Origin of the sequence: Sphingomonas xinjiangensis (assembly GCF_014199255.1) — a bacterium.
Lineage (GTDB): Bacteria > Pseudomonadota > Alphaproteobacteria > Sphingomonadales > Sphingomonadaceae > Sphingomonas > Sphingomonas xinjiangensis.
Genome location: NZ_JACIJF010000002.1, coordinates 123426 through 149035, shown reverse-complemented (window position 1 = coordinate 149035; position 25610 = coordinate 123426). Strand labels below are relative to the sequence as shown.

Annotated in this window: 25 protein-coding genes; 8 read left to right on the top strand and 17 right to left on the bottom strand. The window is 65.0% G+C overall.

All coding sequences use genetic code 11. The features are described 5' to 3' along the window. The first annotated feature begins 19 nt into the window (after positions 1-19). Complete coding sequence (locus FHT02_RS04035) at positions 20-493, top strand: SRPBCC family protein (RefSeq protein WP_184084554.1); 474 nt, start codon at positions 20-22, stop codon at positions 491-493. Between the two features lie 44 nt (positions 494-537). Here FHT02_RS04035 and bfr read toward each other — a convergent pair whose 3' ends face one another. The 14 genes from bfr to aroQ all read right to left on the bottom strand — a co-directional run bounded on the left by bfr (position 538) and on the right by aroQ (position 14041). Beyond that, positions 538-1023 (bottom strand): bacterioferritin, encoded by a 486-nt coding sequence (gene bfr, locus FHT02_RS04030; protein ID WP_184084551.1) that lies wholly within the window; start codon positions 1021-1023, stop codon positions 538-540. A 91-nt stretch (positions 1024-1114) separates the two neighbouring features. Further along, entirely contained in the window at positions 1115-1285 is a 171-nt protein-coding gene (locus tag FHT02_RS04025; RefSeq protein ID WP_184084548.1) for a (2Fe-2S)-binding protein, read from the bottom strand. A gap of 58 nt (positions 1286-1343) precedes the next feature. Then, a complete protein-coding gene (locus FHT02_RS04020) occupies positions 1344-2627 on the bottom strand; it encodes a DUF418 domain-containing protein (protein ID WP_184084545.1) in 1284 nt (427 codons plus the stop codon). Between the two features lie 12 nt (positions 2628-2639). Continuing rightward, positions 2640-3314 (bottom strand): nitroreductase family protein, encoded by a 675-nt coding sequence (locus tag FHT02_RS04015; RefSeq protein ID WP_184084542.1) that lies wholly within the window; start codon positions 3312-3314, stop codon positions 2640-2642. A gap of 57 nt (positions 3315-3371) precedes the next feature. Continuing rightward, positions 3372-3746 (bottom strand): hypothetical protein, encoded by a 375-nt coding sequence (locus tag FHT02_RS04010; protein WP_184084539.1) that lies wholly within the window; start codon positions 3744-3746, stop codon positions 3372-3374. A 56-nt stretch (positions 3747-3802) separates the two neighbouring features. Further along, on the bottom strand, positions 3803-6022 hold the full coding sequence (gene purL / locus FHT02_RS04005) for a phosphoribosylformylglycinamidine synthase subunit PurL (protein WP_184084536.1): 2220 nt from the start codon (positions 6020-6022) through the stop codon (positions 3803-3805). Positions 6023-6228: 206 nt separating this feature from the next. Continuing rightward, the gene (gene katG, locus FHT02_RS04000; protein ID WP_184084533.1) at positions 6229-8451 is read right to left on the bottom strand and encodes a catalase/peroxidase HPI; all 2223 of its coding nucleotides are present in this window, start codon (positions 8449-8451) and stop codon (positions 6229-6231) included. Between the two features lie 105 nt (positions 8452-8556). Beyond that, complete coding sequence (locus FHT02_RS03995) at positions 8557-9057, bottom strand: hypothetical protein (RefSeq protein WP_184084530.1); 501 nt, start codon at positions 9055-9057, stop codon at positions 8557-8559. Between the two features lie 15 nt (positions 9058-9072). After that, positions 9073-9906 (bottom strand): TIGR00266 family protein, encoded by an 834-nt coding sequence (locus FHT02_RS03990; protein ID WP_184084527.1) that lies wholly within the window; start codon positions 9904-9906, stop codon positions 9073-9075. Positions 9907-9933: 27 nt separating this feature from the next. Further along, positions 9934-11388 (bottom strand): phospholipase D-like domain-containing protein, encoded by a 1455-nt coding sequence (locus FHT02_RS03985; RefSeq protein ID WP_184084525.1) that lies wholly within the window; start codon positions 11386-11388, stop codon positions 9934-9936. A gap of 10 nt (positions 11389-11398) precedes the next feature. Continuing rightward, positions 11399-11734 carry an arsenate reductase (glutaredoxin) gene (gene arsC / locus FHT02_RS03980; protein ID WP_184084523.1) on the bottom strand — a complete coding sequence of 112 codons (336 nt, stop codon included), beginning with the start codon at positions 11732-11734 and terminating at the stop codon, positions 11399-11401. After that, entirely contained in the window at positions 11731-13083 is a 1353-nt protein-coding gene (gene accC / locus FHT02_RS03975; RefSeq protein WP_184084521.1) for an acetyl-CoA carboxylase biotin carboxylase subunit, read from the bottom strand. Before accC ends, arsC begins: the two co-directional genes overlap by 4 nt. 2 nt (positions 13084-13085) lie before the next feature. Next, positions 13086-13568 (bottom strand): acetyl-CoA carboxylase biotin carboxyl carrier protein, encoded by a 483-nt coding sequence (accB, locus tag FHT02_RS03970; RefSeq protein ID WP_184084519.1) that lies wholly within the window; start codon positions 13566-13568, stop codon positions 13086-13088. Between the two features lie 38 nt (positions 13569-13606). Then, entirely contained in the window at positions 13607-14041 is a 435-nt protein-coding gene (gene aroQ, locus FHT02_RS03965; protein ID WP_184084517.1) for a type II 3-dehydroquinate dehydratase, read from the bottom strand. 79 nt (positions 14042-14120) lie between these two features. Here aroQ and thiS point away from each other — a divergent pair, with 79 nt between their 5' ends. The 3 genes from thiS (at position 14121) to FHT02_RS03950 (ending at position 16159) form a co-directional block, all read left to right on the top strand. Next, complete coding sequence (thiS, locus tag FHT02_RS03960) at positions 14121-15128, top strand: sulfur carrier protein ThiS (RefSeq protein WP_184084515.1); 1008 nt, start codon at positions 14121-14123, stop codon at positions 15126-15128. Continuing rightward, entirely contained in the window at positions 15128-15901 is a 774-nt protein-coding gene (locus FHT02_RS03955) for an alpha/beta hydrolase (RefSeq protein ID WP_184084512.1), read from the top strand. The genes thiS and FHT02_RS03955 overlap by 1 nt, the downstream gene beginning before the upstream one ends. Positions 15902-15988: 87 nt before the next feature. After that, entirely contained in the window at positions 15989-16159 is a 171-nt protein-coding gene (locus FHT02_RS03950; protein WP_184084510.1) for a CsbD family protein, read from the top strand. Positions 16160-16216: 57 nt separating this feature from the next. On the opposite strand, the gene FHT02_RS03945 is transcribed toward FHT02_RS03950, so the two are convergent. Both FHT02_RS03945 and FHT02_RS03940 read right to left on the bottom strand, forming a co-directional pair. Continuing rightward, positions 16217-16456, bottom strand: a complete 240-nt coding sequence (locus FHT02_RS03945) for a hypothetical protein (RefSeq protein ID WP_184084508.1) — start codon at positions 16454-16456, stop codon at positions 16217-16219. Between the two features lie 38 nt (positions 16457-16494). Beyond that, positions 16495-18144, bottom strand: coding sequence for a thiamine pyrophosphate-dependent enzyme (locus tag FHT02_RS03940; RefSeq protein ID WP_184084506.1), 1650 nt, complete (start codon positions 18142-18144; stop codon positions 16495-16497). Between the two features lie 97 nt (positions 18145-18241). On the opposite strand from FHT02_RS03940, the gene FHT02_RS03935 reads away from it, so the two are divergent. Genes FHT02_RS03935 through FHT02_RS03925 form a run of 3 tightly spaced genes read left to right on the top strand, consistent with a single transcriptional unit; the run spans position 18242 to position 20660 of the window. Then, the gene (locus FHT02_RS03935; protein ID WP_184084504.1) at positions 18242-18961 is read left to right on the top strand and encodes a CoA transferase subunit A; all 720 of its coding nucleotides are present in this window, start codon (positions 18242-18244) and stop codon (positions 18959-18961) included. After that, complete coding sequence (locus FHT02_RS03930) at positions 18958-20025, top strand: HAD family acid phosphatase (protein WP_246352179.1); 1068 nt, start codon at positions 18958-18960, stop codon at positions 20023-20025. Before FHT02_RS03935 ends, FHT02_RS03930 begins: the two co-directional genes overlap by 4 nt. Beyond that, positions 20025-20660, top strand: coding sequence for a CoA transferase subunit B (locus FHT02_RS03925; protein WP_184084502.1), 636 nt, complete (start codon positions 20025-20027; stop codon positions 20658-20660). Before FHT02_RS03930 ends, FHT02_RS03925 begins: the two co-directional genes overlap by 1 nt. A gap of 610 nt (positions 20661-21270) precedes the next feature. Here FHT02_RS03925 and FHT02_RS03920 read toward each other — a convergent pair. Next, positions 21271-23577 (bottom strand): GH92 family glycosyl hydrolase, encoded by a 2307-nt coding sequence (locus FHT02_RS03920; protein ID WP_221239296.1) that lies wholly within the window; start codon positions 23575-23577, stop codon positions 21271-21273. A gap of 425 nt (positions 23578-24002) precedes the next feature. On the opposite strand from FHT02_RS03920, the gene leuC reads away from it, so the two are divergent. Continuing rightward, positions 24003-25445 (top strand): 3-isopropylmalate dehydratase large subunit, encoded by a 1443-nt coding sequence (gene leuC, locus FHT02_RS03915; RefSeq protein ID WP_184084500.1) that lies wholly within the window; start codon positions 24003-24005, stop codon positions 25443-25445. Positions 25446-25610: the final 165 nt, after the last annotated feature.

The window sequence follows — 25610 nt, the reverse complement described above, 5'->3', positions numbered from 1 at the left end:
TACCTCCAGGAGACGCACCATGATCTATTCCACTACCACGGTGCCGGTGAACCCGGACGGCGAAATCCCCCTCTCGCGCGAACAGGTCTGGAAAGGGCTGGTGCTGAAGGCGCGTGACGCGCGGCTGTTCCTGCCGCCTGGCCTGTGCACGCGTTGCGACATCGTGGAGGAGAGCGATACGCATGTCGTGCGTGAGGCCACGGTTGCGGGGGCCGATCTGCGCGAGATCATCGCCTTCGAGCCGCAGCGAAAGGTCACCTTCTTCCAGGCGACCGGCCCGCGCGAGGGCGCAATCATCAATGAAGTGTTCGAGGATGCCGGCGGCGCGCTTCAGCTGCGTTTCTATTGCTATCTCGGGCTGCGCGGAAAGGAGCCGAACGGTGCAGAGGAGCAGGCCGAGCAGGCGCAGTTCGACGGCGAGAGCGGGTACCGGAGCGCGCTCCTATCGACGCTGAAGCGCACCCGCGCGCTGCTGGCGGAAGGCAGGCTTTGAGCGGACGGAGCGGGACTGCCCCTGATGGCAGTCCCGCGTTCCGTTCAGCCGTGGGGCTCTTCGGGCTTGCTGTTGAGCTGGATGTAGTTTTCGATGCCCATTCGCGCAATCATGTCGAACTGGCGTTCCAGCGTGTCGATATGCTCCTCCTCGCTATCGAGGATGCGGCGGAACAGGTCGCGGCTGACATAGTCGCGGACGGCTTCGCAATGCTGGATCGCGTCGCGCAGCACGGCGACGGCTTCGACTTCGACCGCCAGGTCGGCGCGGAGGACTTCCTCGACGGTTTCGCCGATGCGCAAGCGGCCAAGCAGCTGGAAGTTGGGCAGTCCGTCGAGGAACAGGATGCGCTCCGCCAGCCAGTCGGCGTGCTTCATCTCATCAATCGACTCGTGCCGTTCGAGCTCCGCGAGCTTGCGGACGCCCCAATGGTCCAGCAGGCGGTAGTGCAGCCAATATTGATTGATCGCCGTGAGCTCGTTCTTGAGCACCTCGTTCAGATAATCGACGACCTTCGCGTCACCCTTCATCACTGCACCTCTGTTGGAAACAGAGGCGGTGATAGCGGAAAAACGAAGCGGCGAAAACCGCGGAAATCCGCCATTTTCTTAGCTGCGAACGTCACGCAGCCGCACGTTCCTCACGAATGATCTCACGCGCAAAGGGGACGCATTGGCCGCATTTGGCGGCCAAGCCCAGCGTCTTATACGCCTGGCACGCGCTGCTCGCGCCGCCGCGTGCCGCCTGGCGCACATCACGTTCTCGGATACCATTGCAAACGCAAACGACCATCGAACCCTCACACTCACTTGCACGCCGATCTACGGCTAATGAGAGCGATTCGCAAGGCCTATTGCGAAGCAATCGCAGATCTGGCGAAGTCGGTTCGTCGCATCGGCTGCACCGCGCCGCGTGCCAAGCTGCGCCATAGCCATTCGAGCGGACCGAATCGGAACCGTGCCAGCCAAGGTTTCGACCAGAGCAGGATCAGCAGCCAGACAGCCACGACGATCGGATACAGCTGCCAGCGCGAGAAGTGCCCGAACCAGCCCAGACCATAGCCGTAGAAGATCGACGTGCAGAGCAGGCTGGTCATCAGATAATTGGTGAATGCCATCTGGCCTGCCGCGGCCAGACGCGACGCGAGGGCACTTCCGGGGTGAAGGGCGAGGTGGAGCAGGCAGATCCAGCCCACGATCATCAAGGGGCGGACCAACGCGGTGAGCGGCAGGCTCGCCAGCGTGACCGGCAACAAGGCGAAGCCGCTGGCGACCAGCCAGGCCGCAAGCGCGGCATAGGCGGGAAGGGCAAAGCCCCAACAGCAACGGAGCCAGCGCCGGTACCGCTCCCGCGGCCACGCGCCGCCGAGCAGGCCACTGCGCAGCGACGCCATGCCGAGCAGCATATAGGCAAGGGTCTCGGGACCATAGAAAAACAGCATGGCCAGCGGATTGGTGCCGCTTTCGGCGATCCGCGCCCGTAGAATCGGCAGATAACCGCCGCGATACTGCGCAAGCTCTCGGGCGATTGCTTGCGCCGAGGGGATGCCGAAGCTGTTGTTGAGGCTTTGCAGCTGCCCCGCATTTGCCTGTGCCCCGGCCACGTCGGATGCTTGATGCTGGAGCGTCCAGACTAGAAGCGGGACGAGCGCGAACACCGCCATGGCGGCTACGACCAGCAGCAGGCCGAGGATAACCAGCCGTTCGGTAGGCAGGCGGCGAAGCGGGAAGGCAAGTGCGCCAACCAGCGCATAATGGGCGAGGATGTCGCCGTCCCACAGCAGGCAAAGATGCGCCACGCCGAAGACCAGCAGCCAGGCCATGCGCGTGTAATGGACGCGCACGGGATCGCGGCCGCCCGCCTGCGCGGCGTCTGCGATGAGCAGGATCGAGGCTCCGAACAGGAACGAGAAGAGCCCCCGCATCTTGCCATCGAAGAGGAGGAAATTGACGCCCCAGGCGAGCAGATCGGCACCGTGCCAGCCGCCATAGGCGCGCGGGTTCTCATACGCGGCGCCGGGAAGGGCGAAGCCGACGATGTTGAGCAGCAGGATACCAAGCACCGCGACGCCGCGGATGCGGTCGAGCGATTCCAGCCGCTGCGGCTTGACTACGCTATTGGACGGAGGCGCCATGACGGGCGAGCGCTACAGCCAGCTGGTGATCTGCTCCAGCGGCTTCTTGTCGAGCGCGTGCTGCGGGATGCAGGCGTCACTCGCGGCATGGCCGGCGATGATCATCATCAGTGGCTTTTCGTGTTCGGGCCGACCACACACCCTGTTGAGGAAGCGCATCGGATCGGGCGTGTGGACCAGGGTCGCGATGCCGGCCAGGTGCAGCGCCGCCAGCAAGAATCCGCAGGCGATCCCGACGCTTTCGCTCACATAGTAATTCTGTTCCTGATCATCCTCGTCCACGCCGCCCCAGCGTTTGGCGAAAGGGATGATGATCCACGGCGCCGACTCGAGATAGGCCTTGTCCGGCCCGGTGCCGAGCGCCGACAGCGCGTTCAGCCATTCGCGATCGGCCCGACCGCCATAGAAGCGGCGTTCCTCTTCCTCGGCATAGACGCGGATCGTGCTCTTGGCCTCTGGCGAAGAGATGACGGCGAAGTGCCAGGGCTGGCGGTTGGCGCCATTGGGCGCCGATGCGGCGGCCTGAAGCGCCGCTTCGATGACCGCGCGCGGCACGGGCTTGTCATCGAAAGCGCGGCAGCTGCGCCGCGTGCGCATGCGTTCGCTGAAATCCCGCGCGCGCGCGACGCGCTCGGGGTCGCTCATCTCGGCATAAGGCTGCCAAGGAAGCGTGGCCTGTCCGTTCATCCGATCTCCTGAACATGCATGTTCGACGCAAGGAACTGGAGCCGGAGAATCACCACGTCATCTCCCGATCAGCTTGGTTCCTGACCAGTTCTCATCGAATCCGCAAGTATCGGCGATTACGAGATTTACCGGAGCAGCAAGGTGGTCCATCCTTTCCAGTTCCGCTGTGCCGCCACTCACAGGCAGCAATATCCAGACAATCCCTTTGGTCGCCATTAGCGGTGCCAGCGCGGTCAGTTCGCGCCGCAGCGCGTCGCTATCGCTGGCGCACAGCACCGCGCATTGCAGCCCGTCGGTGGCGGTAGGTTGCTCCTCGATCCCCAACGCATCCGCATCGATCCTCGCGCGCAGCGCTTCTGGCAGATTATGGAACCAGCAGCGGATGCCGGGCTTAAGCCCAAGCTGCTCCGCCAGGATGTGGTCCGCGGCCATGATGCGTCTCCTGTTGTCCGTGCACAACGCCCAAACGCCTGGAGCGCCCCATGCCGTCAGGCGAGCGCTGCGTCTTCGCCCATCAGCGTTGGGAAGAAACCCTCGTGCGCCGCCTTGAGATCACTCAAGGAGACACAGAAGTCCCCTTCTTCCAGCTCGAAGATGAGCCGGCTGGCGATGGTGCGGCCGATCGGGTCAGCGACCAAGCCCGCCTTGTCCGCAGCGACGAGGAAGTCGGCCAGCGCCTCATCCTTCACCGTCACGACGTACAGGCCCTGGTCCTCGCCGAACAGCGAGCCGGCAATGCCGAAGGGCTGGGGCTGATCGATGATCACGCCGATGTTCGAGGCGAGCGCCATTTCGGCAAGGGTCACGGCGAGGCCGCCGTCCGACACGTCGTGGCAGGCGGTGATGCAGCCGGTGCCGATTGCCGAGCGGACGAATGCACCGAGGCGGCGCTCCATCATCAGGTCGACTTCAGGAGCAGGGCCTTCTTCACGGCCATGGATCTCGCGCAGCCAGATAGACTGGCCGAGGTGACCGGCGCGCTCGCCCAGCGCGATGACGATGTCGCCGGTGCCCTTGAAGCCGATCGTGCAGTTCTTCTGCCAATCTTTGAGCAGCCCCACGCCGCCGATCGCGGGGGTGGGGAGAATCGCCGAACCACCGCCGGTCGCCTTCGACTCGTTGTAGAGCGAGACGTTGCCCGAGACGATCGGGAAGTCGAGCGTGCGGCACGCTTCCGACATGCCCTCAAGGCAGCCGACGATCTGGCCCATGATCTCGGGGCGCTGCGGGTTGGCGAAATTGAGGCAGTTGGTGACCGCCAGCGGGGTAGCGCCGACCGCGGAAAGGTTGCGATAGGCCTCGGCGACCGCCTGCTTGCCGCCCTCGACCGGATCGGCAAAGCAATAGCGCGGCGTGCAGTCGGTAGTCATCGCCAGCGCCTTCTGCGTGCCGTGGACGCGGACCACCGCGGAGTCGCCGCCCGGACGCTGGACAGTGTTGGCACCGACCATGTGGTCGTACTGCTCCCAGATCCAGCGGCGGCTGGCGATGTCGGGCGAGCCCATCAGCTTGAGCAGATCGGCAGCCGGATCGACGCTCTCGGGCACGTTCGTGAGCTCGGCCGGCTTGGGCGTCGGCACGTGCGGGCGGTCGTAGAGCGGCGCTTCGTCGGCGAGCGGGGCGAGCGGGATGTCGGCGACAGTTTCGCCCTTCCACTTCAGCACCATGCGGCCGGTGTCGGTGACATGGCCGATCACGGCGAAGTCGAGCTCCCACTTGCGGAAAATGGCCTCGGCAAAATCCTCGCGGCCGGGCTTCAGCACCATGAGCATGCGCTCCTGGCTTTCGCTCAGCATCATCTCGTAGGGCGTCATGCCCTCCTCGCGCTGGGGCACATCGTCCATCACCAGCTCGATGCCGACGCCGCCCTTGCTGGCCATTTCGACCGAGGAGGAGGTGAGGCCTGCGGCGCCCATATCCTGGATCGCGACGATCGCGTCCGAGGCCATCAGCTCGAGACAGGCTTCGATCAGCAGCTTTTCGGTGAACGGATCGCCGACCTGGACGGTGGGGCGCTTCTCGTCCGAATTTTCGCCGAAGTCGGCCGAGGCCATGGTGGCGCCGTGTATGCCGTCGCGGCCGGTCTTGGAGCCGACATAGACGATCGGATTGCCGATGCCCGAAGCCGCGGAATAGAAAATCTTGTCCTGATCAGCGACGCCCACGGTCATCGCGTTGACGAGGATGTTGCCATCGTAGGCGGGGTGGAAGTTCACTTCGCCGCCCACCGTCGGCACGCCGACGCAATTGCCATAGCCGCCGATACCATGAACCACGCCGGCGATCAGGTGGCGCATCTTGGGATGATCGGGCCGGCCGAAGCGCAGCGCGTTCATGTTAGCGATCGGCCGCGCGCCCATGGTGAACACGTCGCGCAGGATGCCGCCCACGCCGGTCGCGGCGCCCTGATACGGTTCGATGTACGAGGGATGGTTGTGGCTCTCCATCTTGAAGATGGCGGCCTGGTTGTCGCCGATGTCGATCACGCCGGCATTCTCGCCGGGGCCGCAGATCACCTGGGGACCCGTGGTTGGCAGCTTCTTCAAGTGGATGCGGCTCGACTTGTAGCTGCAATGCTCCGACCACATCACCGAGAAAATGCCGAGCTCGGTCAGGTTGGGCTCGCGGCCCATTGCCTTCAGGACGCGCTCATATTCCTCAGGGGACAGGCCGTGCTCGGCGACGATCTCGGGGGTGATCTGAGTCATGGCTGGAGCCCATAGCGAGGGCTTTTGACGGCGTCACCTGTTCGCGTGAGTAGAGGCGGAGCGGCAGGCGCTAAAATCCTCCCCCCGGAGGGAGGTGGCACGCACAGCGTAGCAGAAGGGTAGTCTCCACGAGGCTATATGGCCTGTGGAAACTACCCCTCCACCAGCTTCGCTGGTTCCCCTCCCCCTCCGGGGGAGGATTTGATTTACCTCAGCAGGTCGAAGCGATCGGCGTTCATCACCTTCACCCAAGCGCTGACGAAGTCGCGGACGAACTTCTGACCCGCGTCGTCGCAGGCATAGACCTCGGCGATGGCGCGCAGCTGGCTGTTCGACCCGAACACCAGGTCGGTGCGCGACGCGGTGCCCACTTGCTCGCCGGTGTGGCGATCGGTGCCGACGAACTCCTGGTCGCTCTCTTCAGAGACCTGCTTCCAGGCGGTAGCCATCTGGAGCAGGTTGATGAAGAAATCGTTGGTCAGCGTACCCGAGCGGGTGGTGAGGACACCGTGCTTCTCGGCCTTGGGATGGTTGGCACCCAGGACGCGCAAACCGCCGACCAGCACCGTCATCTCCGGCGCTGACAGGCCGAGCAACTGCGCGCGGTCGACCAGCAGTTCCTCCGTCGGCACGGTGAACCGAGTCGACAGATAGTTGCGGAAGCCATCGACCTTGGGTTCGAGCACCGCGAAGCTCTCGACATCGGTCTGCTCCTGGCTCGCGTCGGTGCGCCCGGGGGTGAAGGGCACTTCAATCGCATGACCCGCGGCAAGTGCCGCCTTTTCGATGCCGACCGAGCCGCCGAGCACGATCAGATCGGCGATCGAAACCTTGCGCCCCTGGGCGCTGCTGCCCTCGAACTCCGCCTTGATGCTCTCATAGACCTTGAGGACGCGGGCGAGTTCCTCGGGCCGATTGACCTCCCAATCCTTTTGCGGGGCAAGGCGGATGCGCGCACCGTTGGCGCCGCCGCGACGGTCCGATCCGCGATAAGTGGAGGCCGAGGCCCAGGCGGTGGTGACCAGTTCAGAAACCGACAGCCCCGATTTGGCGATCAGCAGGCGGAGGCCGGCGGCGTCATTGGGAGTAATCGCATCGCGTTCGGGGGCCGGGATGGGGTCCTGCCACAGCAGGTCTTCCTGTGGGACTTCGGGGCCGATGTACCGGCTCCTGGGACCCATATCGCGGTGCGTCAGCTTGAACCAGGCGCGGGCGAAGGTGTCGGCGAAATAGGCCGGGTCGGCGCGGAACTTTTCCAGAATGGCGCGGTAGTTCGCGTCATCCTTGAATGCCTTATCGGCGGTGGTCATCATCGTCGCGACCTTCTTGCCCGGGGTATGTGCCGCCGGTGCCTGGGTCTCTTCCGGGTTGCCGACCGGCTGCCACTGGTTGGCGCCTGCCGGGCTCTTCACCAGCTCATATTCGTGGTCGAGCAGCATGTCGAAATAGCTCATGTCCCACTTGGTGGGGGTTGGGGTCCACGCGCCTTCGATACCCGATGTGATGGTGTGGTCGCCCATGCCGCTTTCGTGCTCGGAGGCCCAGCCCAGGCCCATCTGCGAAATGTCGGAGGCTTCGGGCTCCTTGCCTAGCTTTGACGGATCGCCCGCGCCGTGCCCCTTGCCGAAGGTGTGGCCACCCGCGGTGAGCGCGGCGGTTTCCTCATCGTTCATGCCCATGCGGCTGAACGTCTCGCGCAGGTCACGAGCCGAGCCCTTGGTGTCTGGCTTGCCGCCTGGACCTTCGGGGTTCACGTAGATCAGGCCGTGCTGGATCGCGGCGAGCGGGTTCTCGAGCGTAAGGCCCGCTTCTTCGTCGATGCGGGTCTGGCCGAGCCATTCCTGCTCGGTTCCCCAATAGATGTCGCGCGCGGGCTCGAACACATCCTCACGGCCGCCGGAGAAACCGAAGGTCGGGCCGCCCATCGACTCGATCGCGACGTTGCCGGTCAGGATGAAGAGGTCTGCCCAGCTGAGCCGCGCACCGTACTTCTGCTTGACCGGCCAGAGGAGCCGGCGCGCCTTGTCGAGATTGCCGTTGTCCGGCCAGGAGTTGAGCGGCGCGAAGCGCTGCCCGCCCGATGAGGAGCCGCCACGGCCGTCACCCGTGCGATAAGTACCGGCCGAGTGCCAGGCCATGCGGATGAAGAACGGTCCGTAATGCCCGTAATCGGCCGGCCACCAAGGCTGGCTATCCGTCATCAGCGCCTTCAGGTCTTCCTTGACCGCCCAATAGTCGAGCTTCTGGAACTCCTCGCGATAATTGAAGTCGGGGCCGTACGGGTTGGGCGAGACGCCGTTCTGGGTGAGGATCTCGAGGCTGAGCTGCTCGGGCCACCAGTCGCGCGGCGTTTGGCCGAGCAGGCGGCGGAGCGCCTCAGGCTGTTTCTTCGGATCATTGATCGGGCTGTTCTCGGTGACGGCGTCCATGCGGGAGGCTCCTCTCTGCGGTCGTGTTGATGCAGCCTATGCGTTGAACGCCCGCGTGGAAAACGATCTCCGTCGGTCAGACCGATTGAAGCGGTCGATCAACGATCAGGGTGGCCGGCGTCTGAAGAGCCAGCGCCAGAACCGTGCTTCGGCGAGCATCAGGCGGGCGACCAGCGGGGGAAGGCCGGTGTCGACGAGCGCCTGCGCGTCGGCCTTTTTCGAGAAGGCGATCCGCAGCATGGCAATCATTGCGCCGAGTTCGAGCAGCAGCAGTCCGGCAACGCCGATCCCGCGCAGCCACCCGAGCTCGCGCAGCACCAGTTCGGCGGGATCGGGTACCGTCCGGCCCGCCACCCAGACGCCGGTGCACACCAGCGCGACGACGCGGACCGCGACCGCCTTGGCCGGCCGGCGACCGCGGTAGCAAAGCGCATAGAGCGCCGGGACGAACAGGCACCAATCGAACAGCGCGGCAGCCTCCCCGAAGCGCGGCTGGCGTGCCCAATCGTGCACGAAGTGCAGATTGACCGACGCCGCGAACCAGAGCGGGAGCAACAGGTAGAACCAATGCTGCCGAATCAGCGTCGTCATCTGCAACCGCGCCATTGCCGCACCCCTTGCTTAGTGGTTGCCCCCGATAAGGTCGCCAAGGCCACCGAGCACCGACCCCTCGCCGCGATTGCCGCCGCCCGATGCGCCGGAAGCTGCGAACATGCGGCCGGCGAGGCGGGAAAAGGGCAGCGATTGGATCCAGACCTTACCCGGCCCGCGCAAGCGCGCGAAGAACACGCCTTCGCCACCGAAGATCATGCTCTTGACGCCGCCGGCCGCAATCAAGTCGAAATCGACGCTGGGCGTGAGAGCGGCGATGCAGCCCGTGTCGACATGGAGCTCCTCGCCGGGTGCCAGCACGCGCTCGACCACGGTGCCGCCCATCTGAACGAAGACCCAGCCATCACCCTCCAGGCGCTGCATGATGAAACCTTCGCCGCCGAACAGGCCGGTCATGATGCGGCGCTGGAAATGGATGCCGATCGACACCCCCTTGGCGGCGGCGAGGAAACTGTCCTTCTGGCAGATCAGCGCGCCGCCGAGCGTGTCGAGCTTGATCGGCAGGATCGCGCCCGGGGTAGGGGCGGAAAACGCGACCCGGGCCTTGCCGCGGCCTTCATGCGTGAAGACGGTGGTGAACAGGCTCTCGCCGGTGACGAGCCGCTTGCCCGCGCCGAGCAGCTTGCCCATGAAGCCGCCGCCCTGGCCGCCGCTGCCATCGCCGAACACGGTGGTCATGTTCACCGACGCGTCTTTCCACACCATCGCGCCAGCCTCTGCCACCGCGCTTTCGCCGGGATCGAGCTCGATCTCGACGAACTGGAGTTCCTGGCCCTTGATCTCGAAGTCGATGTCGTCGGCGAGGCCGGTGTTGCGGTGGTGTTGCCAGGGACTTGTGGGCATGATGCGGCTCCGTGTTGGTGCGGCTTCCTACCCCGGTTTGCGCAGGCGACGGAAGAGGCCACCGCTTGCGACGGGCTCGAACAGATCCTCCGGATTTTCGGGATCGAGCGCTTCGTTTTCGGCCAACCACGCCGAGACGACGGTGAGGTCGGGCGTCTCGTACGGACGGAGCGTGCGGCCGGGGCGGGAGCGCAGCGCTTCGATTGCGGCGACCAGCGAGCCTCTCTCGGCGATGGCAGCGCAGATTTCTTCCGGCGTACTGCCGAGATGCTCGGCGAGCAGGCCGTCGCGGATTCCGTGAATGCTGGCGCGCATGGTGTCGTCGGTGGCCTCCACCGTCACGTCGCATTCGGTGTCTAGGCGCAGCGAGCGGTTGTTGAAGTTGGACGAACCGATGCGCAGCACCTGATCGTCAACCACCAGCACTTTTGCGTGAACATAGATGGGCTGACCGCCCGCCGTGAAGGGATGATAGAGGCGGAAGCGGCCATGGCGGTCGCGCTGGCGCAGCGCCTCGAACAGCCGGGCGCGCGCCGTATCCATCGCGAGCTGTTCGAGCCAGCCGTCCGCCTTTTCCGGATTGACGATGACGATTTCGGGACCGTTGGGCTCGTCCAGCCGGCGAGCTATCGCCTCGGCGATGCGGCGCGAGGCGAAATACTGGCTTTCGGCGTAGATCGTCCGCCGCGCGCTGGCGATCAGCGCCAGGTAGAGTCGCTCGATCTCGTGGATCGGTTCGTCGTCCTTCACTTCGGGCTGGGTGCGGGAAATGCCCGCCTGGATGTTTTCGAAATGCGGCGTGAGCATTTCGGGCCAGCACAGGTCGGTTGGGGGTGGCGCAGGGATCTCTGGCCCACCCGAAAGCGCCCAGCGGGTGCGGGCGAGTTCGCCTAGGGCCTTGGCGATCGGGCCTTGTAGCGCAGTGGTGGCGTCGTGCCACGGTCCGTGCTGCCGCCAGCCCGGGTTGGCGCGGCGCGGATCGTCGTCGAGATGCTCGCGCGTGTCCCAGCGGCCACCGGTCATGTCGATGCCGCCGCAAAAGGCGAGACAATCGTCGATCACCACGATCTTCTGGTGATGGGAAGCGCCGGGGGGGTGGTGCCCGTCGAGCCGCGGGTGGATGCGTGAGTGCATCAGCCAGCGAGCGATCGTCGCGACCGTCTTGGGCCGCAGGAACGACTTGAGCGCGCCCATGTCCCAACGGAGCAAGTAGATGTTGAGTGAAGGCGTGCGGTTAGCGAGCCAAGTGAGGAGCGGCCCCACTTGCTCAGGTGCTCCGGGGGCGTTGTCGCATGCCTTGGCCAAGCGGATGCGGGCGTCGAAGTCCCAGCCGATCAGCAGGATCTGGTGCTTGGCCTCGAGCATCGCGTCGCGGACGGCACGGAAATAGTCTTCAGCATCGACGATCACCGACACGCGGGTGGCCTGTTCGATACGCCAAGCGGTGTCGCCGGGCCGTGCGATTGCTCCTGGCTGACTCACCGCGGTGCGATCACAGGATTTCGCGGACCTTTTCAGGCGGCCGGCCCAGGCACACGCCCTTCTCGGTCTCCACCAGCGGCCGTTCGATCAGCAATGGATCGACGGCCATCGCCTCGAGGATAGTGTCGGCGTCGGCGCTCTTCAGCGGCCGCGCTGCATCTTCCGCCACGCGCAGCCCCGCACGCGGCGTCATCCCCGCGCGGGCGTAGAGCTCCGCAAGTTTGGCTCGGGAGGGCGGGTTCTTCAAATATTCGACAATCTCCACCTCGGCGCCGGCATCCTGAAGGATCGCCAGCCCCTCGCGCGATTTGGAGCATCGCGGATTGTGGTAGATCGTCGCCTTCACGCGTCCTGCTTCGCCAGCCACTCTTCCAGCCATTTGATCGTGTAGTTGCCGGACTGGAAGTCGGGCTCGTCGAGCAACGCCTGGTGGAGCGGGATGGTGGTCTTCACCCCTTCGACCACGAACTCCTCAAGCGCGCGGCGGAGGCGGCGGATGCAACCTTCACGGGTTCGGCCGAAGACGATCAGCTTGGCGATCATCGAGTCGTAATAAGGCGGGATCTTGTAGCCCGCATAGATGCCGCTATCGACGCGGACGTGCATCCCGCCCGGGGCGTGGAAGTACGTCACCTTCCCGGGCGAGGGTGCGAAGGTCTTGGGATCCTCGGCGTTGATGCGGCACTCGATCGCGTGGCCGCGGAACTCGATCTCTTCCTGGCGGACGGAGAGCGGGTGCCCTTCGGCAACGCGGATCTGCTCGCGGACCAGATCCAGACCGGTGATCATCTCGGTGACGGGATGCTCGACCTGGAGGCGGGTGTTCATCTCGATGAAGTAGAACTCGCCGTTTTCCCACAGAAACTCGATCGTGCCGGCGCCGCGATACCCCATGTTGGCCATCGCCTTGGCCACGATCGCCCCCATGCGCTCGCGCTCCTCGGGCGTGATCACCGGAGACAGCGCTTCTTCGAGCACCTTCTGATGGCGGCGCTGGAGCGAGCAGTCGCGCTCGCCCAGATGCACGGCATTGCCGTTGCCATCGCCGAACACCTGAAATTCGATGTGGCGCGGATTGCCGAGGTATTTTTCCAGATACACCGTGGCGTCGCCGAACGCCGCCTTCGCCTCAGAGCCCGCCTGGAGCATCTGGGTTTCGAGCTCGGCGGGATCGTGCACGACCTTCATGCCGCGGCCGCCGCCACCCGACGCCGCCTTGATGATCACCGGATAGCCGGCACGCTCGGCAATTGCCTTCGCCTCGGCCACGTCGCTGATCGCGCCGTCCGAGCCGGGAACGAGCGGCAGCCCCAGCGCGCCGGCGGTGCGCTTCGCCTCGATCTTGTCGCCCATGGTGCGGATATGCTCGGGCTTGGGCCCGACGAACTTGATCCCGTGCGCCTCAACGATCTCGGCGAATTGCGCGTTCTCGGACAGGAAGCCATAGCCCGGGTGGATCGCGTCGGCGCCAGAAATCTCCGCCGCCGAGATGATGTTCGGGATGTTGAGATAGCTCTCGCCCGCCGGCGGCGGTCCGATGCAGATCGCCTCGTCGGCCAGGCGCACGTGCATGGCATCGGCGTCGGCGGTGGAGTGCACCGCGACGGTTTTGATGCCCATTTCATGGCACGCGCGGTGGATGCGCAGCGCGATCTCGCCGCGATTGGCGATCAGAAGCTTCTTGATCTGCGGCATGCTTACTCGACGACCACGAGCGGCTGGTCGAACTCGACGGGCTGGCCGTTCTCAACCAGGATCGCGCGGACGGTGCCGGCGGCGGGCGCGTTGATGGTGTTCATCACCTTCATCGCCTCGATGATCAGCAGCGTGTCACCAGCCGCGACCTTGTCGCCGACGGTTATGAACGCCTTCGCTTCGGGGTTCGGCTTCAGATAGGCAGTGCCGACCATCGGCGACTTGACGGCGTTCTGCGTGGCGGCGGGCGCCGATGCGCCGACTTCCGCCGGTGCCGCTGCGGGTGCGACGGGCGCGGGCATCGCCATCGGCGGCGCCATGTGCATCGCCGCAGGCGCAGCCTGCACCTTGCGCGCTACGCGGACGCGGCGGGTGCCGTCCTCCACTTCGATCTCAGTGAGCTGCGTATCGTCGAGCACGGCAGCGAGCTGGCGCACCAGCTCTATATCCACCTGAATTGCCCCGCTGTTGTTGTTTTCGGCCACAGACGACCCTTCTTATACGGATGAAACCGCGCCCTCTGTCAGAGTCGCGCGGCAGCTTCAAGCGCAAGCATGTAGCTCAGCGCCCCGAAGCCGGCGATGGTTCCGCGCGCGGCACGCCCGACAAAGCTTGTATGCCGGAAGTCCTCGCGCGCGTGCGGATTCGATAGATGTACTTCGATCACCGGTGTGGCGATGCTGCGAATCGCATCGTGCAGCGCCACCGAAGTGTGCGTGTAGCCGCCCGGATTGAGGATCACGGCCTGGGCGCCGCGCGCCTGCGCTTCGTGCAGCCAATCGATCAGATGCCCCTCATGATTGGACTGGCGCATGTCGATGACGAGGTCGAGCTCGCGTGCCCGATCCTCCAGCTGACCGGCGATATCGTCCAGCGTGTCATGGCCATAGACCTCAGGCTCGCGCAGTCCCAGCAGGTTGAGGTTGGGACCGTTGAGGACGTAGATCGTGTCAGCCAAGAAAGTGCCTTCCGGTTGCGGCGTCAGCGCGGCCGACCCTATATGACCCCGCGTCCCCGATCAAATCCAAGGCTGGTTCATGCACACCGACGGCACCGTTTCCATCAGCGTCAATGGCGAGCACAAGCGTGTCACCGCCGGACTCACCATTCTCAAGCTTGCCGAGGAAATGGGGTTGGTGACCGAAAAGATTGCGGTGGAGCGCAACTTGGAAGTGGTGCCGCGCTCAACCTTGGGCGAGGTGCTGGTCGAGGATGGCGATGAACTGGAAATCGTTCATTTCGTCGGCGGCGGCGACCATGCGCGCGCAGTCACTGCGGAGGACAGCTGGAGCGTTGCAGGCAAGACCTTCCGCTCGCGGCTGATCGTCGGGACCGGCAAGTATAAGGATTTCGCCCAGAATGCGGCGGCCGTGGAAGCATCGGGTGCGGAGATCGTCACCGTGGCGGTGCGCCGGGTGAACGTCAGCGATCCGAGCGCGCCGATGCTGACCGACTATATCGATCCTCAGAAGATCACCTACCTTCCCAACACCGCTGGCTGCTTCGACGCCGACAGCGCGATCCGCACGCTGCGGCTGGCGCGTGAGGCGGGTGGCTGGGATCTGGTGAAGCTGGAAGTGCTGGGCGAAGCGCGCACGCTATACCCGGACATGGTCGAGACGCTGCGCGCAACCGAGATCCTTGCCAAAGAGGGCTTCAAGCCGATGGTCTATTGCGTCGACGATCCTATCGCCGCCAAGCGGCTGGAGGATGTCGGTGCAGTAGCGATCATGCCGCTGGGTGCGCCCATCGGGTCCGGGCTGGGCATCCAGAACCAGGTGACGATCCGGCTGATCGTTGAAGGGGCAAAGGTGCCCGTGCTGGTAGATGCCGGTGTCGGTTCGGCATCAGACGCGGCAGTGGCGATGGAACTTGGCTGCGATGGCGTGCTGATGAACACCGCCATCGCCGAGGCCAAGGAACCGATCCTGATGGCATCGGCGATGAAGGCCGCTGTCGAGGCGGGCCGGCTGTCCTATCGTGCCGGGCGGATGGCCAAACGTCGCTATGCCGATCCGTCCAGCCCGCTGGCCGGCCTGATCTGATGCGCGCGGCGGTGCTTGCCGGGCTGCTGGTGCTTGGTGCCTGCCACCCATCGGGGCAGGGGGCAGGCAGCCAAGTGTCGCCCGGCCGCATCTCCGCCGAGCCCGTCACGCTCACCGCGGCGGACGGCGTGAAGATCGACGGCGTCTATACGCAGGTCGAACATCCCCGCGCGCTGATCCTGCTGTTTCACCAGGATAGATCAGGCAAGGACGAATACGCGCTGATCGCGCCGCGGCTGGCGCAGTCCGGCTTTGCGTCGCTGCGCATCGACCAGCGTGTGGGCGGCGACTTGTTCGGCGGCAACCCGACCGCGCAGCGATTGGGCAAGCGCGTTGGGTATCTGGACGCGAAGCCCGACTTGGTGGCGGCGCTGGGCTGGGCCAAGCCGAAGAAGCTGCCGGTGATCCTGTGGGGCAGCAGCTATTCGGCATCGCTCGCGGTGCTGCTCGCGGCCGAGCGGCCGGACGCGGTTGCAGGGGCGCTGGCGTTTTCGCCGGCCGAGTATTTCGGCGATCGCAACCTGCTTGCGCGAGCCGCCGCAAAGACGCGCACGCCGCTCTTTGTGACCTCAGCCCAAGATGGGCGGGAAATCGATGCGGCGCGTGGCGTGATCGAGGCTGCGCCCGCTGAAACCAAGGTCCAGTTCATCCCCAAGCTGGGCGGCGTGCACGGGTCTTCCACGCTCCTGCGTGAGCACAATCCGAACGGCGCGGAGCCGGCGTGGAAGGCGGTGCTGGCGTTTCTGGACAGCGTCGCAGTGCCGGCGCGTTAGGAACCCGAGGCTGCCGAAGCCGTTATCGTCTGCAATGGGATGCAAGAGCGCCGACACGGCGCCGGCCCCGCAGCCAGGAGAATGATCATGGGTGAACTTACCGACAAGATCAAAGGCAATGTCGACGAACTGGTCGGCAAGGTGAAGCAGCAGTCGCCGAACCCCGCGACGCGCGACGAAGGCGCCGCGCAGCAGCTCAAGGGCAAGGGCGAGCAGTTCACTGGCAAGGTCAAGGGCGCGCTGGGCGACGACATCTGACCTGACGAGCTTACGCAGGGGAAGGGGCGGTCCGGAGACGGGCCGCCCCTTCTCGTTTCAGTCGTTCACGTAGAACGCCCACAGCCGGCTCGGCAGCCGGGCGGCGGCGAACCGTACGGGGCTGCGGGCAGAGCCTACTTCGCAGACGGAAAACGACTCGGTCTGCGATGAGTCGAGCGGGTTGGGCAGGCGGACCGTCTGGCCGTTGATCCAGCGCCACTCCTGCTGCCACACCTTCACGCCCTTGAGCGCGAACTGATCGTTTTCCTTGCCGATATGTACGTTACGCCACGACATGAAGGTCTCCTTTGTGGTGCACGTTAACGAGAGATGGTTCAGCGATTCCTAATAGCGGTGATGGTGGTCGCGGCAGTGATGATTTCGACATCGGTCTTGAGGTGGAGCAGGCGAACACCGCTCTGATGCAACGCCCGGTCGAGCGCAGGTGCGAAGTCCTGCGTCCGCTCCACCGTCTCGGCCCATCCGCCAAAGGCGCGCGCAAGTGCGGCGAAATCCGGGTTGCGCAGCGTCGTGCCGGAAAGGCGGGCGGGAAATTCGCGCTCCTGGTGCATGCGGATGGTGCCATAGGCGGCATTGTCGACGACGATCACGATCAGGTTGGCACCGTGCTGCACGGCAGTCGCGAGTTCCTGGCCATTCATCAGGAAGTCGCCATCGCCGGCGACGGCGACCACCTGCCGCTCCGGCGCGCGCAGCGCCGCTGCCACGGCGGCCGGCACGCCATAGCCCATTGCGCCGGCGGTCGGGGCAAGCTGCGACGGCTGCGCGCCATAGTGCCAGTACCGGTGCCACCACCCCGAGAAATTGCCCGCGCCGTTGCAGATGATCGTGTCCGCCGGCATCGCTTCGCGCATGGCGGCGACACACTGGCCCAGATCCAGCGCGACGCCTTCACGCGGTTGGGGGGTGGACCAGGCGCGCCACTCGGCATGCGCCTCCGCGCCCAGCCGCGAGGGGGTGCCGCGATTGTCCAGCGCGATCGCCGCGGCGAAACTCGGCATGTCGGCGCAGATCGCGACGTCGGCATGATATACGCGGCTCAATTCACCGGGATCGGGATGGACGTGGATCAGCGTCTGCCCCGGATGATCGGGCGTGACCAGCGTGTACCCATCGGTGGTCGCCTCGCCGAGCCGGGCGCCGACGACCAGCAGCAGGTCGGCGGCCTTGATCCGCGCAACCAGCTTGGGATTGGGGCCATAGCCGAGATTGCCGGCATAGACCGGACACCCAGCCGGCAGCGCATCCTGCCGGCGGAACGCAGTGGCGACAGGAAGGCCGCGCCGCTCGGCGAAGGCAGCGAAGTGCGCGCCGGCAGCGGCGTTCCAGTCCGCACCGCCGACGATCGCGATCGGGCGCTGTGCGCTGTCGAGCAGCGCCGAGAGCGTCTGCATCGCGCGCGCGTCCGGCGCCTGGTCGAGGCGGGGCAGGGGCGGGCGGTCCACTGCTTCGACCACGTCGAGCAGCATGTCCTCGGGCAGCGCGATCACCACTGGGCCTGGTCGTCCGCTGATCGCGACGTTCCAGGCGCGGGCGACATATTCGGGGATGCGCGCCGCGTCCTCGATCCGCGTCGCCCATTTGGCGAGCGGCGCGAACATGGCAGGCAGATCGACTTCCTGGAACCCCTCCCGATCGCGCATGCCGCGGTCGACGTCGCCGATGAACAACAGCATCGGCTGCGAATCCTGCATGGCCACATGTACGCCGATCGAGGCATTGGTCGCGCCGGGCCCACGCGTTACGAAACATACGCCCGGCCGCCCCGTCATCGCCGCGTCGGCACACGCCATGAACGCCGCGCCGCCCTCTTGCCGGCAGGTGACCAGATCGATCTCCGGCGTGTCGTGCAGCGCGTCGAGCACGGCCAGGAAGCTTTCGCCCGGCACGTGGAAGATCCGGTCGCACCCTTGTGCCATCAGATTGTCGACAAGGATGCGGCCGCCGGTGCGAAGCTGGGTCATGCACCTTCCTACCCTGCGCCCGCGCAGAAGCAAAAGGGGGCTGTACCCTCGCCCGAGGCTGGCTTATCGCCGCCTTCGGTTTAGGAGAGGACCGGCGATGAAGAAGCTTTACCCGGACGCAGCCGCAGCGCTGGAGGGACTGCTGTTCGATGGCATGACCATCTGCGCGGGCGGGTTCGGCTTGTCGGGTATACCGGAGCGGTTGATCGACGCGATCCAGGCCTCCGGTGTCAAGGATCTGACCATCGCGTCCAACAATGCCGGGATCGACAATGAAGGTCTGGGCAAGCTGCTGCGCAGCCGCCAGGTCAGGAAGATGATCTCTTCCTATGTCGGGGAGAACAAGGAGTTCGAGCGGCAATATCTTTCGGGCGAACTGGAGGTAGAGTTCTGCCCACAGGGCACCCTGGCCGAGCGCTGCCGCGCCGGCGGCGCTGGCATTCCCGGCTTCTACACAAAAACGGGCGTGGGTACGCTGGTCGCCGAGGGCAAGGAGGTCAAGACCTTCGAGGGGGAGGAGTATATCCTGGAGCGCGGCATCCGCGCCGACCTGTCGATCATCAAGGGCTGGAAGGCCGACGAGGCGGGCAACCTGATCTTCCGCAAGACCGCGCGCAACTTCAACCAGCCCATGGCCACTGCGGGCAAGGTATGCGTCGCCGAGGTCGAGGACGTGGTGCCGGTCGGCAGCCTGGATCCCGATCAAATTCATTTGCCCGGCATCTATGTGAAGCGGATGGTCGTCGGCGCGCCGTACGACAAGAAGATCGAATTCCGCACCGTTCGCCCACGCGCCGGGAGCGACGGCGCAGCATGAGCGTGGTTCGACTTTCGGCGGCAGTGCTGGCCGGGGCGGGGTTCGCCTTGTCGGGCTGCATCGCGGCGGCGGTGCCGGTTGCGGCGGCGGGCGGCATCTACAAGGTGCGCCAGGATCGGCAGGACAAGCGCGAACGGCGCGCCAAGCGGGACAAGCAGGTAAAGGCGCCTGTCGCCGGTCAGGTGATCGTCACGCCAGACGGGAAACGCGTCACGGTCACCGGGCTCACCCAATTGCCCGCACCCGACGGCACAGTTGCCGCAAAGACGAACACCGGCAACGTCCCGCCGGAGATGCAGTATCTTTATGGTTCCGGTGAAGCCGCCGCGCTGAGCTACCAGGCCTATCAGGCGCTGTGGAACTACCTGCGTGTCGAGATCGGCTACCTGCGCGACAAGTCGCAGGCCAAGTCGGTCGTGCTGTCGCCCGGTTCGACCTTGGACAATCTCAAGTTCGAGACTTGCGGCAAGCGGCCGATGGCGGTGGTGCTGGATGTTGACGAGACCGTGCTCCAGAACCTTGGCTACGAAGCCGATGCGGCGGCGCGAGGCGGCGGTTATGATGCCGGCCGCTGGAGCCGCTGGGAGCAGACCGGCGCCGAGCAGGTGCTGGCGGTGCCGGGTGCCGCCGAAGCGCTGGCAGCAGCGCGGCGCGAAGGCTTCACTGTCATCTTCAACTCGAACCGGTCGGCCGCGACCGCGCCGCAAACCGTGGCGGCGTTGGAGCATGCGGGCCTTGGTCCGGCGGTGCTTGGCGAGACGCTGTGGCTGCGCGGCGAGGGCGAACCGAGCGGCAAGGACGCGCGGCGGGCGCGGATTTCCCAACATTATTGCATCGTCGCCATGGCGGGTGACCAGCTTGGCGACTTCAGCGATCTGTTCAATGCGCCCGAGCTGGGCGTGCAGGCCCGGCGGAGCAGCGCCGGCGTCAGCCTGGTAGCGCCGCTCTGGGGGGCGGGCTGGTTCATGCTGCCCAACCCGGTGTACGGCACCGGGCTGAAGGGCGGCATGGATGATGTGTTTCCGCCTGCCGTGCGCTGGACCGACCCACAGGAGAAGAAGTGATGCCCTGGACGCGGGACGAAATGGCGGCGCGCGCCGCGCGTGAGCTGCAGGACGGATTCTACGTCAATCTGGGCATCGGCATTCCGACGCTGGTGGCGAACCATATCCCGGCAGGCGTTGAGGTGACGCTCCAGTCCGAAAACGGTATGCTTGGTATCGGGCCGTTCCCGTATGAGGGCGAAGAGGACCCCGACCTGATCAATGCGGGCAAGCAGACGATCAGTGAACTGCCCAGCTCGGTGTATTTCGGTTCTGAGCAGAGCTTTGCGATGATCCGCGGCGGTCATATCGACCTGACCGTGCTCGGGGCGATGGAAGTCAGCGAGCGGGGCGACATCGCCAACTGGATGATCCCGGGCAAGATGATCAAGGGCATGGGCGGCGCCATGGATCTGGTTGCCGGGGTCAAAAAAATCATCGTTGTGATGGAGCACACCAGCAAGAACGGTGAGCCCAAGTTCATCCCCGCCTGTACGCTCCCGCTGACCGGCAAGAACGTGGTCGACATGATCATCACCGATCTGGCCGTGTTCCAGCGCGCTGACCATGCCAGCCCGTTCCGGCTGATCGAACTGGCGCCCGGCGTCGCCGCCGAGGAAGTCGCCGCCAAGACAACTGCGAAGTACGAGGCCTAGCTTAGCGAATCGCCCCTCAACCAACCTTTTGGTTGGATGATGAGTCGCAGGATTCCTGCCGATCGCGCCGCTTTTCGGCGCAGGTGAAGTTTGCGAAGTTGCGGTCTGGCGAGAGCCGGGGTGGTAGGCAGCGGAAGCGAGCGGATCAGCCATGCATGGAGCACAGCAGGACAAATCCTATTTTGCGAGTGAATCCTGCAATGTCCGCAGTCGGGTGGAAGGCAGACGTTGACGCGCGTTCGCCGCCTATACCCCTCTGCCCGACACAGTAGTGCAGGAAAGTGAGCAAAGGCGAGCAACCCGATAGCTGTATGCGTTCACCCGCCGCGACGAGTCCATTCCTTCGATTAGCGGGCGAGCGATGCCATAGTGATGTAGGATCTACTTGCCGCCCGGCTGGCTGCTCGCCGAGGGGGGATCGGTGAACTGGACGACCACTTCGTTTTCGCCTGCGCGGAGCTGCCCAGGGATTTCGCAGCCTTATCAGCCCGGTATGGACGAAGCCGTTCCTAGGCGCGCCTGCTGCGCTTTCACATCACCGCCGGCGAAGGCAGCTCGGGCCAGGAAACGGCCGATTTCATCTGCACTCCTATGCTCCTGTGACGCCTGCTCATTGTTCCATGCGCGACATCGAAGGAGGCACCGCACCTGGCGCGCTGCCCCAGCCCGTGTTCGGCTTCGCTCCCATGGTAAGTACCAACGTCGCGCCGTCCTTGATATCCGCATGGCTGAACCAGGGCTTGTTCCATAGCCGACCGTTTAAAGTCGCTGACTGGACGTAGGCGTTCGCCGCAGAATTGTTGCGCGCAATGATCTCCAGCACCTTGCCGTTTCCCATCCTGAGACGAGCGCGGTCAAATATCGGGCTACCGATGATGAAGTGCGGGGTCGATGGGTCGACCGGGTAGAAGCCCAACGCGCTCAGCGCATACCAGGACGATGTCGAACCCTGATCGTCCATGCCCGGATAGCCATAGCCGGACGCATCGCTGCCATAGAGCTGGTCTAGGATACGCCGTACCAAGGCCTGCGTTTTCCAGGGCTGGCCGCTCCAGGCGTAGAGATAGGGGGCGTGCTGGTCAGGCTGGTTGCCCTGAACGTACTGGCCGATCAGACCGGTGCAATCGCGGCAGATTCCCTTGGGAGCGTAAGGTGTCGCGAAGAACGCATCGAGCTTGGCATTGAAAGCGTCCCGACCGCCGAGCAGGGATATCAACCCGCTCACGTCATGTGGCACGAGCCAGAGATTGGACCAACCCGACGCTTCTTTGCTTGCGAAGTTGTAGTAAGGCTCGCCAGGGTCGAACGGTTCGATCCACCGGCCTTCGGCAGTGCGGCCGCGCATGAACCCGGTCGATCGGTCGAAGACATGGCGGTAATTACCGGCTCGCTTCATCAGCACCGCCGCGTCGTCCCCCTTGCCCAGCCGCTGCGCCATCTGGCCCAGTGCATAATCGTCCCAGGCATATTCCAAGGTCTTGTCCATGCCCGCTTTTCCACCGGCATAAGGCGGGCTTGGACTACCCGGCGGAACGATGTCGGATATCCAGCCCTGGCGGAGATATTCGTCAAGGTGGGGACGAGGGCCATTGGGATCGAAGGCGTTCTTCCGAAGAAAGTCGTAGGCGCCGGAATAGTCGAACGGCACGCCGCGCTCCATGGCGCCCAGATACATCAGCACCGCGTGATCGCCGTGAAACGACGTGTTCATGAACCCGCGCTCTCGAGCCGTCTCCAACTCCGAGCGCATGACATCCGCTAGCAAGTCCGGCTCCAGCAACTCCAGCAGCGCGATCTGATTGCGTGCCGTGTCCCAGTAAGGGACCGGGCTGTAGCGGTCATAGGCAGTGGCGACGGCGCTGCCGCTGCGTCCGCGCAGTTGATCGCCCTTTCGTGCAACCAGGCGTGGACTCGAAAAGGAGTGGTACAGTGTCGAGTAGAAGAGTTGGCGCTGGCGTCGCGTTCCGCCGGTCACTTCCACTCGGTTGAGCAAGTCCGCCCAAGTACGCCGGGCGGCGGCGTGGATGCCGTCGAAGTTCCAGCCTGGGCTCTCGGCGCGAAGCCGCTGCTCTGCCTCGGCATAACTGTGCCCGTGGGCAATTTTGACCAGCAGCTTGTCGCCATTCGCGGTTGGAAAGGTGATGTAGCTTCCGGCGAAGCCGCCCGACACGCTGCGGCGTGCGGCTTCCACATCCTTATCGCCGATGCCCCACACGGAGCGGTCTCCCGGCGCCTTCCGAAAGGTGCCGTAATTGGTGAAAGGCCGCGAAAACTCGGCTACAAAGTAGGGGCCATCGGCCACTTCGTTGTCACGCCCTTCGGCGAGGCCTCGAATGGTGTGATCGCCAACCACTTCTACTGTGCCGCCCGCGCGCGGCAGGTTGACAAGGACGCTGGACCGGCTGCTCTTCGGGAAGGTGAACCGCATCAACCCAGTCCATCGGCTAGCGGTAAGCTCCACCTTCACCCCGCTGTCGAGATCGACCGCATAATAGCCGGGCGACGCAGTTTCGCGTGCCTTGTCATAATGAACTGAGGTGTAAACAGGCGGCACCGTCCAGTCGCCGACAATCGGCATGATGAATGGCTTGGCCCTGCCTCCATAGGTAGGCCCCCCACCTGCAGTGAAGCCAAGCATCGTCGGGTTTGGATGATGATATGGCGCACCGACGCCTGTTGGATAACTGAGTTCGAGATTGACGTTGACTGGGGCTACTTCGACGGAGCTATGCGGCAGCCGAGCCCCAGGAGAAGTTTGCCCTGAATAGACGGGCTCACCAGGCGGTGGCGCATTGCCGACCAACTCGGGCCGATCCAGCGGAGCGGTGCCGACAAGCGGGTTCGCCTCGTCTATTGGCGCCCGCTCGCTGCCATACGCGCCGGAAGTTTGCGCGTCCACAGCACTCGGCGATGCCATGCACGACACCGTCGCGAGAAGAAGATGTAAACCGGGCGCGATTGCTCGCCTTTGCATGGCCTGACGAACAAGCGCCATCGGTATCCTCCCTTGCAATGCGGGCGTGTCTCGCTCCGCGATGCCCGACTCGTTGTGTGTCCGAGCCATCGGCTTTCACAACGTCCAATAAGCCAATTATTTTGTCAAATTGCGGCAGTGATCGCCGAGCGTGGGGCGGTATTCGGTAGCACAGCAGTGCTAGGCACTCGCTCCGCCTGACGGCGTCTCGAGCCCAGCCGGCGGCGCTGGTGCCGTGCTGACCTACGACCCATGTGGCTTTGTCTTCTGTAATGCCGCTGTTAGGGGCGGCCATTACGGCGGCGGACTAGCACTCGGAAAATTGCGTATTGGGTTGCCCCTGCGATCTTTTCTATTAGATCGCCCTCATGTCCAACGCACCGCGCACCTTGTACGAGAAGATCTGGGCCGACCATGTGATCGAACGCCGGGATGACGGCACCTGCCTGATCTACATCGACCGCCATCTCGTCCACGAAGTCACCAGCCCACAGGCATTTGCCGGGCTCCGCGCTGCCGGGCGCGCGCTGCGGCGGCCGGACCTTACCCTGGCGGTGCCGGATCATAACCTGCCGACCACCGCGCGGGTCGATGCGGCGGGCCAACCGCTGTTGATCGCCGATCCGGCGAGTGCGGGGCAGCTTTCGGCGCTGCGGGCGAATGTCGCGGAGTTCGGCGTGCCCTATATCGACGCGCTCGATGCGCGGCAGGGGATCGTCCATGTCGTAGGGCCGGAGCAGGGCTTCACCTTGCCGGGGACCACCTTGGTGTGCGGCGACAGTCATACTTCGGCGCATGGTGCGCTGGGGGCGCTGGCCTTCGGAATCGGCACGTCCGAGGTCGAGCATGTCATGGCGACCCAGACGCTGCTGCTCGCGCAATCGAAGACCATGGAAGTCCGCGTCGACGGCACGCTTGGCTATGGCGTCAGCCCCAAGGACGTGGTGCTGGCGATCATCGGCAAGATCGGCGCGGCGGGCGGCACCGGTTATGTGATCGAGTTTACCGGCGAAGTGATCCGCGCGATGTCAGTCGAGGGACGGCTGACCGTCTCCAACATGTCGATCGAGGGTGGGGCACGCTCGGGGCTGATCGCGCCGGACGAGACGACCTTTGCGTATCTCAAGGGGCGCCCGATGGCGCCCAAGGGCGCGGATTGGGACAAGGCGGTCGCCTATTGGCGGACGCTTCCGAGCGATGCCGGCGCGCGCTATGACGCTACCGTGCAGTTGCAGGCGAGCGATATCGCGCCGTCGCTCACATGGGGGACCAGCCCGGAGGATGTCGTGCCGATCACCGGCGCGGTGCCCGACCCCGAGAGCTTCGCCGATCCGTCCAAGCGCGTCGCGGCGCAGAAGTCGCTCGACTATATGGGCCTCGCCGCTGGCACGCGCATGCAGGACATCGGCATCGAGCATGTCTTTATCGGCAGTTGCACCAACAGCCGGATCGAGGATCTGCGTGCCGCCGCGGCGGTGGTGAAGGGGCATCATGTCGCCGACCGTATTCGCCAGGCACTGATCGTGCCGGGTTCCGGGCTCGTCAAGCGCCAGGCCGAGGCGGAAGGGCTGGACCGTATCTTCGTGGAGGCCGGGTTCGAGTGGCGTGAACCGGGCTGTTCGATGTGCCTGGCGATGAACCCCGACAAGGTCCCGGCCGGTGAACGTTGCGCTTCCACTTCCAACCGCAATTTCGTAGGACGCCAGGGTCCGGGCGCGCGGACGCACCTCGTTTCGCCGGCAATGGCGGCGGCGGCGGCGGTGACCGGGCGCTTGACCGATGTCAGGGACTTGATGACGGCGGACGCGTGAGGGATTTGTATCATGAAGCGGGCGCTGTACGCACTCATCATCGGCACCGTGCTGAGCGGCTGCGCGGCAGCCTATGCCTCGGCGCACAGCAGGTCGGCGCAGCCGTCGGGTCTGCCCGCGGCCAAGTGATGCGGTTCCCCGGCGAAGGGCGGGGCCCAGTCTCGG